At 66.4% G+C, this 16,487-nt stretch carries 9 protein-coding genes and 1 pseudogene; 2 read left to right on the forward strand and 8 right to left on the reverse strand.

The features are described 5' to 3' along the window. The first annotated feature begins 25 nt into the window (after positions 1-25). Positions 26-1,360: pseudogene (gene tssK, locus ACY34H_RS05515) on the forward strand (type VI secretion system baseplate subunit TssK). 3 nt (positions 1,361-1,363) lie between these two features. On the opposite strand, the gene ACY34H_RS05520 reads toward tssK, so the two are convergent. The 7 genes from ACY34H_RS05520 to ACY34H_RS05550 all read right to left on the reverse strand — a co-directional run bounded on the left by ACY34H_RS05520 (position 1,364) and on the right by ACY34H_RS05550 (position 12,003). Continuing rightward, a complete protein-coding gene (locus ACY34H_RS05520) occupies positions 1,364-2,191 on the reverse strand; it encodes an alpha/beta hydrolase family protein (RefSeq protein WP_464976487.1) in 828 nt (275 codons plus the stop codon). A 64-nt stretch (positions 2,192-2,255) separates the two neighbouring features. Then, a complete protein-coding gene (locus tag ACY34H_RS05525; RefSeq protein WP_464976488.1) occupies positions 2,256-4,727 on the reverse strand; it encodes a TonB-dependent receptor plug domain-containing protein in 2,472 nt (823 codons plus the stop codon). Between the two features lie 138 nt (positions 4,728-4,865). Beyond that, positions 4,866-5,363 (reverse strand): RidA family protein, encoded by a 498-nt coding sequence (locus ACY34H_RS05530; protein ID WP_464976489.1) that lies wholly within the window; start codon positions 5,361-5,363, stop codon positions 4,866-4,868. A 12-nt stretch (positions 5,364-5,375) separates the two neighbouring features. Next, the gene (locus ACY34H_RS05535) at positions 5,376-5,783 is read right to left on the reverse strand and encodes a c-type cytochrome (RefSeq protein ID WP_464976490.1); all 408 of its coding nucleotides are present in this window, start codon (positions 5,781-5,783) and stop codon (positions 5,376-5,378) included. Further along, complete coding sequence (locus ACY34H_RS05540) at positions 5,780-7,384, reverse strand: flavin monoamine oxidase family protein (protein WP_464976491.1); 1,605 nt, start codon at positions 7,382-7,384, stop codon at positions 5,780-5,782. The genes ACY34H_RS05535 and ACY34H_RS05540 overlap by 4 nt, the downstream gene beginning before the upstream one ends. 392 nt (positions 7,385-7,776) lie before the next feature. Beyond that, positions 7,777-9,585, reverse strand: coding sequence for a Mu transposase C-terminal domain-containing protein (locus ACY34H_RS05545; RefSeq protein ID WP_464976492.1), 1,809 nt, complete (start codon positions 9,583-9,585; stop codon positions 7,777-7,779). 186 nt (positions 9,586-9,771) lie between these two features. Beyond that, positions 9,772-12,003 (reverse strand): DEAD/DEAH box helicase, encoded by a 2,232-nt coding sequence (locus tag ACY34H_RS05550; RefSeq protein WP_464976493.1) that lies wholly within the window; start codon positions 12,001-12,003, stop codon positions 9,772-9,774. A gap of 214 nt (positions 12,004-12,217) precedes the next feature. On the opposite strand from ACY34H_RS05550, the gene ACY34H_RS05555 reads away from it, so the two are divergent. Continuing rightward, complete coding sequence (locus ACY34H_RS05555) at positions 12,218-13,228, forward strand: alpha/beta fold hydrolase (protein ID WP_464976494.1); 1,011 nt, start codon at positions 12,218-12,220, stop codon at positions 13,226-13,228. Between the two features lie 241 nt (positions 13,229-13,469). Here the strand turns inward: ACY34H_RS05555 and ACY34H_RS05560 are convergent, their stop codons facing one another. Next, entirely contained in the window at positions 13,470-16,346 is a 2,877-nt protein-coding gene (locus ACY34H_RS05560; protein ID WP_464976495.1) for a bifunctional diguanylate cyclase/phosphodiesterase, read from the reverse strand. Between the last annotated feature and the right edge of the window lie 141 nt (positions 16,347-16,487).

Below are 16,487 nucleotides of genomic sequence, written 5' to 3' on the forward strand. Positions count from 1 at the left end.
TGTGGTTTCACTCGAAAGGAGAACCATGAGCATCCCCTCGAAATTGCTGTGGGCCAGAGGCCTGCCGGTGGGCCCCCAGCAAAAGCAGCAGCAGGACCGCTATCACGAAATGCGGCTGCAACAGACGGCCATGACCATCAACCCCTGCCTGTGGGGCGTTCGGCGGGTCATCTGGAAAACCGACGAACTGACCAACAACACGCTGCACACGGACGTGCTGTCGCTGCTGTTCCCCGATGGCGAGATCTACGATGCCCCCGTATCCGATGCGCCACCGAAGGCGGTGGATCTTTCAAAACTGCCGGCGGAGCAGTCGACGTTCACGTAATACGCGGCGCTGCCGATGCTGAATATGCACGGTGGAAATATGGCGGATGAAGCACGCTATGTGCGCGAGGATGCCTCGACGGCCGACCTGTTCTCCAACGGCCTGGCCCTCAACGTGACTTACCTGACGAAAAACGTTTGCCTCCTGCCGGAGTCCACGGCGCGAACCGGCTATGTTTCCTTCCCCGTCATCCGCATCAAGCGCTCCCCCACCGGCGGCTTCGAACTCGACCCCACCTTCATCCCGCCCTCGGTCACGCTGGCCACCGCAGCCGGCCTGCCGGCCATGCTCGATGCCCTGCTGGCCAAGCTCAATGCCAAGATCGCGGCGCTGTACGAACGCCATCGCCAGAATGGCCGACAGGCCTTCGAGGTGCACACGGGCGATGCGTCGTCGTTCTGGATGCTCAACGTAATCTGCACCGCGGCGGCACCGCTCACCCATTGCGCGCGCTATCGCCAGCATCATCCGGAATACGTGTTCGACAAGCTGACCGCGCTGGCCGGCGGCCTGATGACGTTCTCGCCGAAATACGCGCTGGCCGACCTGCCGTCATACCAGCACGACGATCCGGGGCCCGCCTTCCACAAGCTGGACCAGATGATCCGCGACCTGATCGACACCGTGATCTCGTCGCGCTACTTCACGATCCCGCTGGTGAACGATCCCGCCAGGATCACGATCCACAGCGGCGTGCTCGATCCGGCCCGCGTGGAGCGCCGCACCGAGTTGTGCCTCGCCATCAGCGCGGACATGCCGGCGCTAGAACTGGTGGCGGCCGCACCGCTACGCTTCAAGATCGGTTCGCCGGACGACGTGGAGCGCATGATCAGCGCGGCCATGCCGGGTGTGGAGCTGGTGCACATGGCGCAGGTGCCGGGGGAAGTGCCGGTGCGGCCCAACATGTACTACTTCTCGCTGACGGCCAGGGGCAACCTGTACGAGAACATGCTGAAGGCGCAGACGATCGCGATCTATGCGCCGAGTGGCATGAAGGGCCTGCGGATCGAGTTGTTCGGCATCGCCCCTTAGGCTTTACTTCAGCCCAAGCGCGTTCCGGATCGCGTCTTCGACGAGAGGCCAGCATGGCGAACTGGCCGCCACCTCGTCGTAGTGGCTGGCACCCGGCAGCACGATCACCTCGGCCGGGTCGCCGGCGGCGCGGGCGCGCTGCGCATAGGCCTCGGCGACCGACGGCGGCGACACGGTATCGCATTCGCCGTGGATCAGTACCGTGCGGATCCCGGCCGGCAGCATCTCGGCCGGGGAGGTGTCCGCGAACACATCCGGCCGGTCCGCGCTCGGCACGCCCGCCAGTTGGGCTGTCTCGCGTTCGCAGCTGGAGCGGATCAGCGAAGCCTGGTGGCGCAAGTCCGCCAGCCCGCCGAGGCTGACCACGGTGGGAATCATCAGCGGATCGGCCACCCAGGCCGGACTCCATCGCGGCAGCCTGTGGCGCGACGCCGCCCATTGCGCCAGGTGCCCGCCGGCCGAATGGCCGACGACGACGATGCGCCGCACATCGATCCGCGGCTGGCCGCGCAGCAGGTCGACGGCGGCGGCCACGTCGCGGTACATGCCGGGGTAGCCGCCGCCTTCCTCGTCATGCCGGCGGTATTCGATATTCCACACGGCGATGCCCTGCGCGGCCAGCGCGCCGGCCATGCTGCGCATCTGCGTGATACCGCCGTACTGCACGGTCCAGCAGCCACCATGGATCAGCACAGCCACGGGAAAGGGACCTTCCGCGGCAGGCAGAAACAGTTCGACGAACTGGGAAGGTGCGCCGCCATAGGCGATCCGCCTGTCCGGCGCGGGGCCGGACAGCGCGAGGTAATCCTGCAGGGTCATCGGAGCGGTCATGGGGGGCCAATGAAAAACGGGGCAAGGCGCAGTATAGCGCCCTGCCCCGCCATGGCACGCCGCCTTAGAACTTGAAGCTGGCGCGCGCGTAGTAGTAGCCGCCGTTGATGCCGAACGGCGAGAACGACGGGTACTTCGTCACGCCGGCGTTGTCGAGGTTCGCACGGTACACGGCCATCAGCTCCGCATTCACTTCATCCGGATATTCGTTGAACAGGTTGTTGGCACCGGCCGACAGCGTCCAGTTCGGATTCAGCTTGTAGCTCACCTCGAGATCCGTGATCGCCTTGGTGCCGATCTCGTTCTTGTAGTACGTGCCGCCATTCGGCGACTCCCACGTGTGGGACTTGCCGTAGATCGCCTCACGCAGGTTGACGGTCCAGTCACCCGAGCGCCACAGTGCACCGATGTTGACGCGGGTTTTCGGCGACGCGGTTTCCAGGTTCGAGATCGCCGTGCGGTCCAGCAGCGTCTGCGGTTGCAGCTGCGTCGGCGCCTGGTTGATCTTGGTAACCCGCACCTGGTTCCAGTTGGCCGCCAGCGACCAGTCGACGCGGCCATACTGGCCGTAGTTGCTGTTCAGCGTGGCCACCAGTTCCAGCCCGCGCGAGCGGGTGTTGACGGCGTTGGTGAAGATGTTGATGCCCGTTTCGCTGACCGTCGGATCGAGGATGTTGCCATTGGCCAGGATCGCCGCCACCACCGCCGGCGAATTCACCGCGCCGCCCGAACCGTATACCGAGCCGGAACCGACGATGCGGTCGCGGATCTTGATCTGGTAGGCATCCACCGTCAGCGACACATTGTTCGCCGGGTTCAGCACGATGCCGGCCGAGAGGTTGGTCGACGCTTCCGGCTTCAGGCCGTCGATGCCGACCAGCTTCGCGCCCGCCGAATTGGGCGCCAGCTGCACGAAGGCGCTGGTCGGGCCCACGTTGGTGGCGGAATAGTACGACTCGGCCAGCGTGGGGGCGCGGAAGCCGTTGGAGTACGTACCGCGCACCGCGAATGTCGGCGTGAAATCGTAGCGGCTGGTCAGCTTGCCCACCTTGGCGTTGCCGAAATCGCTGAAGTGCTCGTAGCGCGCCGCCAGGTCGACCGTCAGGCCGGCGATCGGGAACATGATGAAGTTCGCGTACACCGCCTTGTTGTTGCGGTCATGCTTGCCCGCATCCGTCAGCGAGAAGCCGGGATACGACTGCGAGCCTTCCTTGTAGCGCGAGAATTCGTCGCCGGCCTGGATCTCGTACTCGTCCACGCGGTGCTCGAAGCCCATCGCGAACGTCGACGCTTTCGCCCAGCCCATCTCGATCTCGCGTGAGACGTCGAAGTTGTTGGTCCATTGGCTGGCGATGAAGGTACCCGCATGGAACACGGTGGGCGTGAAGCCTGTGTCGTTGTACAGCGAGACGTTGGCCGAATCGATCACGCCGATTTCCGCCTTGTCGCGGCCATAGGTGGTCGATACTTCCCAATTCCACGCCGTGCCGAACTTGCCGCGCGCGCCGGCCGTGAACGCGTAGTCGATCTCCTTCATCGTTTCCTTCGGGCTGAAGCCGAGCGGGTAGACTTCCGGCAGCCGGTTCGGCATCCGGTAGTTTTCATATGCCCGTGCTTCCTTCTTGCCCCAGGTGGCGAACGCGTACAGCGACGTGTCGTCGTCGATGTCGTAGCCAGCGTTCACCGCCAGCGTGTTCAGGTGGTACTGCGCATCGCCGGCGATCTTGTTCAGGTGCGGATAGCCGGGTGCCTGCAGCAGCGGCATGCTGGCCAGGTTCTGCGGGGCCGTCACGCGCGGGTCGATGTTGCCGCGGTCGCTGTAGCCGTGGTAGCGCGATTCGCCGGTGATGCTGATGAACGACTTGTCGTTCGGCGCGAAGCCGATGTTGGCGGTGCCGTCGCCCGTATGGCCGCCGCCATCGACATAGGCGCCGCCGTTCACGTTGCCCGATAACCCGCGGTTGTTCGACTTCAGGATGATGTTGACCACGCCGGCGATGGCATCGGTACCGTACTGCGCGGCGGCGCCATCCTGCAGCACCTCGATATGGTCGATCGCGGCCACCGGAATGTAGTTCAGGTCGGCCGCAGCGCCACCCTGGTATGGGCCGCCCAGCACCGCCAGGTTGGCCGTGCCGTGCCGGCGCTTGCCGTTCACCAGCACCAGCGTGTTGTTCGGCGACAGGCCGCGCAGCCGGGCCGACAGCGTGAGGTTGGCCGTATCGCCGCCGAAGGCCTGGGCGGTGAACGACGGGATGTTCTGCGCGATGGCCTGGATCAGGTCCGGCTGGCCGGTGCGCTGCAGCGAGGCTGCATCCAGCACCTGGATCGGCGACGCGCTGTTTTCCGCCTTCAGGCCGCTGGCGCGGGTGCCGGTGACGATCACGGCACTCATCGAGACCGGTGCGCCGGCGGCACCGGCCATGTTTTCCGCTTGCGGTTCGGGCTCCGGTGCGCCGCCCGGATCGGCGGCGAGCGACAATCCGGAGTGCAGCAGCATGGCGGCGGCGCCCGTTGTGATGATGGCCTTGTGCATGGTGATTCCTTTTCTTGTAGTGAATATGGAAAAACGGGTGCGGCGAAAAAAAGGGCGTAAAGGGTCCCTCTGCCGGCACGGATGGCGGCAGCTTCCCCGGACCTTTCGGCCCTTACTGCGTCAGGTGTTGAAGCCGGATTATTTCTTGGCGGCGACGACTTCGATCTCGACCAGCCAGCCGGCGGAATTGAGCCCGGCCACCGTCATGACCGCGCGGGCCGGCAGGTTCGGTTGCGGGCCGCCGAAGAACTGCGTGTAGCCTTCCATGAAGCCCTTGACGTCGCCGCGGCCACCCTTCGACGGGTCGCCCACCAGGAACACCTGCATCTTCACGACGTCGCCCATCGTCAGGTTCATGCCCTTGAGGATTTCCTCGATCTTCTTCAGCACGCCCACGGTCTGCGTCTTCGTGTCGCCATAGGCGGCGATGGTGTCGGGGTTGGCGGACTTGTCGATCATCGGCGGCACCTGGCCGCTGATGAAGTGGATCGTGGCAGTCGGCGGAATCGTGACTGCTTGCGCGATCGGGAAATCCGAGCCGGGAATCTTGTGGCGCACGATGTCCTGCGCGGTGGCCGAAGCGGTAACGGCGGCGGCGGCGGCCATCAGCAGGGTGGCGGCGATATGCTGTTTCATGAAGTCTCTCTTTCAGTGTTTGTTGGACATCTGGCCGGCCGAGACAACCCCGGCCGAAATCTCGGTGCGCAGTGCGGCCACGTCCCCTTCGGGAATGCCGGGCGCCTGGTTGCCCCAGCTGGAGCGCGCGTACGTCAGAACGGCGGCGATGTCGCCGTCTGTCAGGTTCTGGGAAAAATCGGGCATGCCGCCGCGGCCTTTCAGCAGCACGGTGGCGGGGTCCCTGGCCGGCCCCTGCACGAACGCGTTGCCGGCCAGCGCGGGGAACGCGCCGGGAATGCCCTGGCCGGTGGCCATGTGGCAGGCCGCGCAGTTTTTCTGGTAGACGGCCTTGCCGTCGGCGGCGCTCGCGTGCATCGGCGTGGCCGCCGTGAAGCCGACGAGCGCCAATAGCGAAGAAAATGCGGCGTTGTGGTTCATGCCATCGCCCTTTCATGGATGCGGGCCATCTGCTGCCATGCCGATTCGATCGCGCCGGCCTGCCAGCCCGTCAGGTACGACAGGTGTTCGCCGGCCAGCAGCACGCGGCCCTCGCCTTCCAGCAGCGCCGGGTAGGCGTTCTTGCGGCTGTCGTCGTTCCACTCGGCCCAGCCGCCCAGGTTGTACTGCACGCGGTGCCAGGCCACGGAGAACGCGTTGTCGAACGCATCGCGGTAGGCCGGGAAGATCTTTTCACCGGCGGCCAGCGCGAACTCGGCCCGCTCGGCCGGTGTCAGCCCGCTGACCTCGATCGCCGCGGTCTGGTAGTTGTAGTAGCCCAGCACCACGCCTTTTTTCTTTTGCCAGCTGGTCGACGGCAGCGAGATCGTGTTGATGCCCTTCATGTCGGTCAGCACGTGGCCGCCGTAGATGTGGTCGTCCTCTTCCCAGAAGCGGCGCTTCATCTGCAGGCCGATCTTGCCGACGGGCGCATAGGCCACCGACTTGATGGCGGCCTTGAAGCCGTCCGAGAAATCGGTGTCGACCATACGCAGCGTGGACAGCGGCATCGTGCACAGGCAGAAGTCGGCCGTCACGGCGCTCTCCTTGCCGGTCTTGGTATCCTTGAAGGCCACCGTCACGTTGTTCTCGCCGTGGCTGATCTTGCGCACTTCGGCGTTGTAGCGGATATGGCGGCCGACGCGTTTTTCAAACGCCTTCGCGATCGCATCCATGCCGCCCACCGGCTGGAACATCGTGTTCTGCATCGGGTAATCCTGCACCGCGCTATAGATCTTGCCCACGCCGGAAGCCAGCAGGTCATGGAAGGCCAGCGGGTCGGAGAACGCGCCCGGCCCCGGGCTCACGCCGGCGCCGGGATTGACGGCGAAGCCGCGGCCGCTGCGGCCCTTGTAGCTGAGATCGCCGGCGGCCAGGTGGCCTTCGTGCTTCAGGTAGTCGAGCAGCGCGCGCTGGTCGTCGCTGGAGAGTGCTTTGTCGAGCTGGTGGTCCTGCACCGACTTGGCCAGCAGCTCGGCGACGTGGCCGCGCATGTCGGCCTTGATCTGCGCCGGGCGCAGGCGCTGCTTCGACAGCGGGCCGCCGTTTTCCAGGTAGACGAAGGAGTGATCGTTATCGTTGACCATCACTTCCAGCGGCACTTCGAACAGGCGCGTGTAGTGCAGCGTGGACTGGTGGTGCAGCGGGATGCGCCATGGGCCGTGGTTGATGTACTCGCCCTTCTCGAAAGCGCAGCGCTGCGTCTCGCCACCGAGTTCCGTCAGCTCGAAGCCGTTGCGCGCCGTCTGGCAGCGACCGCCGGCGAAGCCGCGCGCTTCCAGTACCTGCACGCGGTAGCCCAGCTTCGCCATTTCATACGCGGCCGTCATGCCGGCCAGGCCCGCGCCGAGGATCACCACCGACTTGCCCTTGCCGCTGCCGGTCAGCGCCGGCGGGCCGGACATCGTCGATGCGATGCCCATGCCCCAGGCATTCATGGCGTTCAGCAGCAGGCCGGTACCGCCCACCGCGGCGGCACGGTACAGGAAATCGCGCCGCGTTACCGCGCCTTGCGTCACCGCCTTCATCAACCCTTTCTTCATTGCTGCCCCTTTGTGTTGGTGAACATGCTTGCACATAGGTATCTAGCAATCGGTGTGCCATTGCCCGTTTGGTAAGCACTCTTTTTGACGAGGCGAATGAAGTGGTTTCGGGCAGGGCGACGACAGAAGCCGCCACATCGCCGGCTCCCCTGCAATGGCGGCCCTGCCAGCGTCGTACATTGTTTGACGGACGGCGCGGCATCAAAGTCGCTGCGGCATTGCGCACTGCACCAGTGCGACGCACGATGAATCACTGCCGGGTTGCACGGAGGCACCGGCTCGGCAGTACTTGCAGCGAATGACTTGCGGCGAATGACTTGCGGCGAATGACTTGCGGCGAAAAAAAAAGCGCGCCGGGCGGCGCGCTGAAAATACAACGAGGGTGAAGGAAATCAGGATACGAAGCCGGCGACGATGCGTTCGAAGCTGGGGTGCTGCCCCGCGGGCTGGGCGCGGCGCACCGGGGTCTCCGGGCGGGTGAACGGCTGGGCCGCGGTGGTACCGCGCGGTATCGGCTGGCACGTGTGGAAGCGCATCGGCGCGGCGGGATCGGGCAGATAGACGCAGTCGCTCATCGACTCGCCGTGCATGTCATGTGCCACGCGCACGACCCAGCGGCCGCGCTGGCGCGCCCGGTCGAACCAGCGCTCTTCCACCGCCTTGGCGCAGGTGTACAACTGGCCGTTCAGGCTGATGCCTTCCTCGGTCACCAGCGCATCGTGCAGCGGCAGCAGTGCGCAATGCACCACATCTTCCGCGTATTGCTTCAGCGCGGCACCCCGCTCGCGCATGCCCCAGTCCCACAGCTGCAGCGGTGCCGGGCCGCTGTGCCGGTCGCCATCCACTCCCTGCAGGTTGTGTTCGAGGATGGCATCGATCACCAGGCGGCGGAACTGGTGGATGTCGAGTGCGCCGTCCAGCGGCCCCAGTTCGCTCGGCATGGACGGTGCCATGGCCGGCGCTTCGGCGCGCAGCAGCCCGAAACGGCGCTCCAGCGCGGCCCGTGCCGGCACCTCGGCCGGAATGCCGGTCACGCAGCGCACGCCGAAATTGTCCTGCAGCGCGCGGCCGCCATCGCCGCCGGCCAGCGTGCCGGGCACCAGCAGCCGTTCCGGCAGGTGGCGGCAGGGCCAGTCCTGCGCGGCGATCACGCGGCCGTGGCGCAATGCCTGGCGCGGCTTGTCGGCCACGCAGTTGGCGAGCGCCATCAGCGCATGCCGCCATGCCGGCGCTTCCAGGCTGACATGGAATCCCGTGACCATGCCGGAAAACATGTCGCTGACGAGATAGATGACGGGCCGGCCGGCCAGCCGGCGGCGCTCCCCGCCACCCAGCAATTGCAGGTCGGCCCGCACGGCGGCGACCTGGAACGCGGCGCCCGGGCGCCCTTCGGCTTCCACCTGCGCGTGCGGTGCCAACGGCAGCGGGCGCGGTGCGGGGCGCAGGATGCGCCCCTGGTCGAGCCAGTAGCTGAACTGGCCGAAGCTGGGTACCGCGTCGCTGGCGGAAGATCGCACCACCTGCAGCGTCTCCGGTACCACGTGGCGCTCGCAGAAGAACTCGCGCAGCATGGCTTCGTAGGCGCCACGGCGCGAAAAACGCATGCCCGTGTAGGTGGCGGCGGCCACGCGGAACACCCGGCGCATCGGTTCGTCGACATTGATACCGGGTGGCGCGCCGTCGCGGCGCGGCCGGCCGCGCTTGATGCCCGCGGTGGAAGAACGCGTCTTGCCGCGCGCGCCGCTGTTCGAGTAATCGGGCAGCAGCGCGTTCGGCGTCTGTCCGCGCTGCCAGTAACGGCGCAGGTAGCGGTAGATGGTGGGATGCGATACGCCATGGCGCGCCGTGTAGTCGGCGATCATCTGGCCGCGCCGGCGCGATTCGTAGATGCCCGGCTCGTCGCCGGTCAGCTCTGCCACGATGGCCCAGGCCCGCTCGCGCAGTGCGATATGGCTCGGCTTGATCGTTTCCTGGTCGGCCACGACGAGCCATGGGTCGTCCGCCAGGCGCCGGGCGCGGCCCGAGGCCAGGTCGGCTTCGAGGTCGGCCAGCCGCGCCGGTTCCACGTCGCAGCCCTTGCCGTCCATGTCGAACAGCCAGGCCATGGTGCGCGCCGGGTCGATCCACAGGACACGCACGGTGCGCCGCCGCGGCGCGCCGTACTGGAGTAAATCGTTTCGGAGTAAGGTGTGCAGCAACATCCGCCCTCCTCGCTGATGAGAAGTAAATACGGATGTCTATGCAAATACCGGGCCAGCTCGTTCAGGGCTCATCGCACGGCATTTCAGGGCTGAAATGCCGGCCATGGCACGCGCCGGACCGCGGCCGGCGTTATTGTGGTGCAGGAATGGCACCGCGGCCGTGCACCGGCCGGGCGCATGTGCCGCTCAGCGTTTCGTTTTCGGCTTGGCGGCGGGCTTCTTCGGCGGCGTGTGCTTGCCCGACAGCGGCGGCATCGCATCGGCCTTGCTGATCTTCAGCTGCTGGCCGCCGACCCAGACCTTGCCGAGGTGCTTGAAGATCTCGTCCGGCATCCCGTCCGGCATTTCCAGCACGGTATGGTCCTCGAAGATCTCGATGCGGCCGATGTAGCGCGCCTCCAGTCCGCTTTCATTGGCGATCGCGCCGACGATGTTCGACGGCGTGGCTTCGTGCTTGCTGCCCACCTCGATCCGGTAGGCGCGCATGGCCAGGCCGTCCTGCGCCCGCTCGCGCTTCTTTTTCTTCGGCGCTTCTTCCTCGGTGACCGCGTCGGCGACTATGGCATCAAGGCCTTTCGGTGCGGCTGGCCGTTCCTCGCGCGGGGCTTTCGGTGCGGCCGGCCGCTCCTCGCGCTCCACTTTCGCTTTTGGCGCGGGCTTCGCTGCCGGGGCGGCAGCCTGGACCGGTGCCGCGGCGGGTTCGCCATCGCGGCGGATGCGCATCGGCCGGCCCGCCACCCGCACCTGGGTCAGCGTATCGAGCACGTCGGCCGGCAGGTCCGCCGGCATGTCGAGTACCGTGTAATCCTCGAAGATCTCGATGCGGCCGATGAACTTCGAGTCGACGCCGCCCTCGTTGGCGATCGCGCCGACGATGTTGCCCGGCTTGACGCCATCCTCGTAGCCCACTTCGATCCGGTACGTGGCCATGCCGGGTTCCGGTTCGCGGGCGATACGCTCCTTCTTCGGATACGCCGGGCGTTCCGCGCGCTCGGGCCGTTCAAAACGGTCACCCCGGTCACCCCGGTCGCCGCGCGGGCTGCGCTCTTCGCGCTGCGGGGCGGCCGGGCGGCCGTCCTCGTGCCAGCCCTTCTCGGCCTTCTTGTCGAGCAGCAGCGGTGTGTTCCCGCGCGCCATCATGGCCAGCGCGGCGGCGATTTCGATGGCCGGCACATCGTGCTCGCGCTCGTAATCGCCGATCAGCGCCTGGAACTGTTCCAGGCCACCGGCGGCCAGCGTCTCGGTGATCTGGTCCTTGAAGCGGGCGATGCGCACGTCGTTCACCGCCTGCAGCGTCGGCAGCTCCATCGGCTTGATCGGCTGGCGCGTGGCGCGCTCGATCGTCTTCAGCAGGGTGCGCTCGCGCGGCGTGATGAACAGGATCGCGTCGCCGCTGCGGCCGGCGCGGCCGGTGCGGCCGATGCGGTGCGTGTAGCTTTCGGCGTCGTACGGCACGTCATAGTTGACGACATGGCTGATGCGTTCGACGTCCAGCCCGCGCGCGGCCACGTCGGTGGCAACGAGGATGTCGATCTTGCCTTCCTTGAGCATGCCGATGGTGCGTTCGCGCGCGGCCTGCTGCATGTCGCCATTGATCGCGGCGGCCGAGAAGCCGCGTGCGCACAGGCGTTCGGCCAGTTCCTCGGTGCCCAGCTTGGTGCGGTTGAAGATGATCATGCCGTCGAACGGCTCCGCTTCCAGGATGCGGGTCAGCGCATCGAGCTTGTGCATGCCCGACACCAGCCAGTAGCGCTGGGTGATGTTCTCGGACGTGGTGGTCTTCGCCGCCACCGTGATTTCGGCCGGGTCGCGCAGGTAGGTGTTGGCGATGCGGCGGATCGGCGCAGGCATCGTGGCCGAGAACAGCGCCGTCTGGCGCGACGCCGGCGTTTCCTTCAGGATGCGCTCGACATCGTCGATGAAGCCCATGCGCAGCATTTCGTCGGCCTCGTCCAGCACCAGCGTTTTCAGTTTCGACAGGTCCAGCGAGCCCTTGTCCAGGTGATCGATCACGCGCCCCGGCGTGCCGACCACGACGTGCACGCCGCGCCGCAACGCCGACAGCTGCGGCCCGTAGCTTTGCCCGCCGTAGATCGGCAGCACGTGGAAGTTCGGGATGTGCGCGGCATAGCGCTGGAACGCTTCGGCAACCTGGATCGCCAGTTCGCGCGTGGGCGCCAGCACCAGTGCCTGCGGAGAGCTCTGGCGGATATCGAGCCGCGACAGGATCGGCAGCGCGAACGCGGCCGTCTTGCCGGTGCCGGTCTGCGCGGTGCCGAGCACGTCGCGGTTGGCCATCAGGTGGGGAATCGTCTGCGCCTGGATCGGCGAAGGCGCCTCATAGCCTACCTCGCTCAAGACTTTCAGCAGCGGAGCAGACAGGTTCAGGTCGGAAAACAGCAGGGGTGTAGCGGTCATTGCGGCACTCGCGATAAGTTATTGTTCGAATCGCCCAATGCGACAGGAAAGGGCGTAGTTTACCCTGTCCGCGCAGTGGACGTCTCACGGATGACAGCTGGCCGGCGTCAGCTCAGCCGTTTTTCCGCTATATTGGCCGGTTGCCGGCCCCTCTTCCCACGTGGCCAGGCCTCGACCAATCTTTATTTCGCAGGTTTTTTTGCAGGAACCACGCATGTCCAAACTGTCGACTTCGATTCTCCTGGCGCTGGCACTCGGCGCCAGCGCTTCCGGTACCGCCAGCGCCGCCGGCGCCGCCTACGGCCCCGAACTGCAGGGCTTCCGCTACCCGTATCCGGTGCAGCACTTCCGCTTCAATTCCCAGGGCCAGACGATGCAGATGGCCTATATGGACGTGAAACCCGCCGGCAAGGCGAACGGCCGCACGGCGGTGCTCATGCATGGCAAGAACTTCTGCGGCGCCACGTGGGAAGGCACGATCGCCGCGCTGTCGCAGGCCGGCTACCGCGTGGTGGTGCCCGACCAGGTGGGCTTCTGCGCCTCCACCAAGCCGCCGCACTACCAGTACAGCTTCCAGCAGCTGGCGGCGAACACGATGGAACTGCTGAAGAAGGCCAGCGTCGACAAGGTGGTGCTGGTGGGCCACTCGACCGGCGGCATGCTGGCCACCCGCTTCGCGCTGATGTATCCGCAAAACGTGTCGCACCTGGTGATGGTCAATCCGATCGGCCTGGAAGACTGGAAGCAGCTCGGTGTACCGTACCGCACGGTGGACCAGTGGTTCGAGCGCGAGCTGAAACTGACCGCGGACGGCGTGCGCACCTACGAAAAGAACACGTACTACATGGGCCGCTGGAAGCCCGAATATGAAAAATGGGTGGACATGCTGGCCGGCCTGAACGCCGGCTCCGGCCAGCGGCTGGTGGCGTGGAATTCGGCGCTGATCTACGACATGATCTACACCCAGCCTGTGGTGCACGAATTCCCGCAGCTGAAAGTGCCCGTCATCCTGATGAACGGCGACGGCGACACCACCGCGATCGGCAGCGATATCGCGCCGCCGGAAGTGAAGGCGAAGATCGGCAACTACAAGGTGCTGGGCAAGGAAACCGTGAAGCGCATCCCGAACGCGAAACTGATCGAGTTCCCGGGCATGGGGCACGCGCCGCAGATCGAGGATCCGGCCGGGTTCCACAAGGCGCTGCTGCAGGCACTGTCCCAGTAAACAAACTGGGGACGTACCCCTGTTTTTAGGAAACGAAAGATGGGGACAGCCCCTGTCTTCCGGGAACATTCGCCACGGCCGCTGACGCCAGGAATGCCACCGGCTCCGGCAGCGCGGCGCGAGGGCGGCGCGGTGAAGCGGTGGGTAGACGGTATTTCCTCAAAAACAGGGTCCGTCCCCAGTTTTGCCCGGTGTTGCCAGTGTTGCCTCAAAAACAGGGTCTGTCCCTGATTTTGATTGCTCAGGTGCCGACATCGGCCGGTGCGCCGTTGCCGGCCACCACCTGCGCCTCGTTTTCGTCCAGCACGGTGCCGATGGCGGTGGCCGGCACCGGCCGGCTGAAGTAGTAGCCCTGCATCTGCGAGCAGCCGTGCTCGCGCAGGAACGACATCTGGTCCAGCGTTTCCACGCCTTCCGAGATCACCTGCAGGTTCAGGTTCGCCGCCAGCGCGATGATGGTGGTGACGATCGCCGCGTCGTCCGGGTCGACCGTCAGGTCGCGCACGAAGGCCTGGTCGATCTTCAGCACGTCCACCGCGAAGCGCTTTAGGTGGGCCAGGCTGGAATAGCCGGTGCCGAAATCGTCGATCGCCAGCTTCACGCCGAGCTTCTTCAGTTCGCGCATCACGTCGATCGCGTGTTCGACGTCGTTCATCACCGCGCTTTCGGTCAACTCCAGTTCCAGCGAGGCCGGGGCCAGGCCCGTTTCATCCAGCACCCGCGCCACGATCTGCACGAAGTCCTGCTCCGCCATCTGCCGCGCCGACACGTTGACCGCCACCCGCAGGTAGCTGCGCCCCTCGCGCTGCCATTCGACGAGCTGCCGGCAGGCGCTGTCCAGCACCCACGCGCCCAGCTGCAGGATCATGCCGGTTTCCTCGGCAAGCGGGATGAAGCGGCCCGGCGCCACCATGCCCAGTTCCGGGTGCTGCCAGCGCACCAGCGCTTCCATCGCCACGATGCGGCCGGAGGCGATGTCCACCTGCGGCTGGTAATACAGCACGAACTCGCGGCGTTCCAGCGCGCGGCGCATCGCCGTTTCCATCTGCACCCGTTCGCCCAGCCGTTCGCGCATCGCGCTGGTATAGAACTGGAAGTTGTTGCCGCCCATTTCCTTGGCGCGGAACATGGCGATGTCGGCGCGTTCGACCAGCACCGCGGCATCGGTGCCATCGTCGGGGCACACGGCCACGCCGGCGCTGCCGGAGATGAACTGCTCCTTGTCGTCGAGCATCAGCGGCGCGGCCAGCGCGGCCAGCAGGCCCTGCACCTGTTCCGGCCGGGGCTGGCGCTCGCCCGGGTGCGGCAGCAGCGTCAGCGCGAACTCGTCGCCGCCCAGCCGGGCCAGCGTGCTGCCCGGCCGCAGCGCGTCCTGCAACCGGTCCGCCACCACCTGCAGCAGGCGGTCGCCGCCCCGGTGGCCCACGCGGCTGTTGGTGAACTTGAAGCGGTCCAGGTCCAGCGACACCACCCACAGGCTGTGGCCGTCGTGCATGGCCCGGCCGATCGCCTCGTGCAGGCGCTCGTGCAGCAGTTGCCGGTTGGGCAGGCCGGTCAGGGCGTCGTGCGTGGACTGGTGGTGCAGCTCCGTTTCATAGGCCTTCATCGCCGTGATGTCGTAGTGGACCGACACGAAATGGGTGACCCGGCCGCCCTCGTCGCGCACCGGCGACACGTAGGTCTCGACCCAGAACAGCGTGCCGTCCTTGCGGTAGTTGCGCAGCACCGCGTGGCCGTCGCGCTGCTCGCGGATGGCGGCGGCGATCGACAGCACGCCCGGCTGGCCCACGTCGTCGCGGCACAGCAGGCGCGCACTCTTGCCCAGCACTTCGTCGCGCGTGTAGCCGGTCTGGTGTTCGAATGCGGGATTGACGTAGACGATCGGATTGCCGGCACCGGCTTCCATGATCATGATCGTGTTGGTCGAGGATTCGATGGCGCGGTCGCGCAGCAGCAGCGAGCGGTTCGCCTCGGCCAGCTGGGCGGTGCGCTCCTGCACCTGCTCCGTGATCGTGCGGTTGCGCGTGGCCAGCGTACGCACCCAGGCCGTGCCCAGCAGCGTCATCACCAGCCCCAGCGCCAGCGCCGACAGCGAGGCGAGATGGTCGGACAGCCCTACCGCGTCGTCGATTTCGGCCACCACATGCCAGGGCCGGCCGGCCACATCGATCGTCAGCGTCAGCGGCGCGGGCGGCCGCGGATACAGCCAGGAAAGCGGCGGCAGCACGGCCGGCTGGTCCAGCCCCGGCGGTGGCATATGGTAGACCAGGTTTTCGGGGGAATCGCTGCCATCTGCATACACATGGAGTCCCACGCGCTGCAGCCGCTGGTCGCGCGCGCGCATGAGTTGCGGCAAGCCGGAAGGCTGCAGCACGTGCGCCACCATCGCGCCCGGATCGATGGCTACCGAGGTTTCTCCCACCAGCGCCGCGCGCCGCTCGGCCACGCTGCGCAGCGGGGCCCCGAAGCGGTACACCGGCATCGCCACCACCATGCCGGACAGCGCCCCCGGCAACTGCGCCAGCGCCGTCAGGCGGCCGGCAGCCGGCAGGCCGCTGTCGTAGGCGCGCTGGCGCGTGGCCTCGTCGCCGGAATACATCGTGTCCAGGCCCAGCGCGGCCGCGTTCGCGGCGAACGGTTCCACGTATTCGATGACCCGGTAGCGGGGCCGCCGCTCGGCCGGCACCAGGATATTGCCGCGCAATTCCGTCATGCGCGCGCCGGGCAGCACTTCCCGCAGCGCCGCTTCGAACGCCGGGCGCCCGGCGTCGTCGACGAAGCGCAGGTAGCTGATGCCCACCACGAACGGATAGCGCGCCGTGAGCGGTTCGACGAAACGGCGGAATTCATCACGGGAAACGACCGGCTGGCTGGCATAAAGGCTGTTGACGCTGCGCAGGCTGTCGATCACGTTGTTGATGCCTTCGGACAGGGCGAACACCCTCACATGCGCGCGTTGCGTAAACGTGAGCACGATGCGGTCCTGCTCCAGGCGGCTGATGCCGGCAAAGAGCAGGGCCGTCAGGCCGAGTCCACACAGCAACGCCAGCAGCGCCGGCGCATGTTGCCGTGCATTCCTGGCCCGCGCAAGAACAGTCCTGTCACTAATTCGGGCCACCTTGCATATCAGGTTGGACGGGGCACCAGAGTAGCACGGTTGGAGCCACATCCCCGCCCGGCTGTGGCGCGACGTGCAAGGTGCCGCCGGCTTATACTCATTGGTCAATATTACGCAGCCGACATCACACAGGAGGATAGA

The sequence above is a fragment of the Pseudoduganella sp. jia 9 genome (assembly GCF_055502615.1).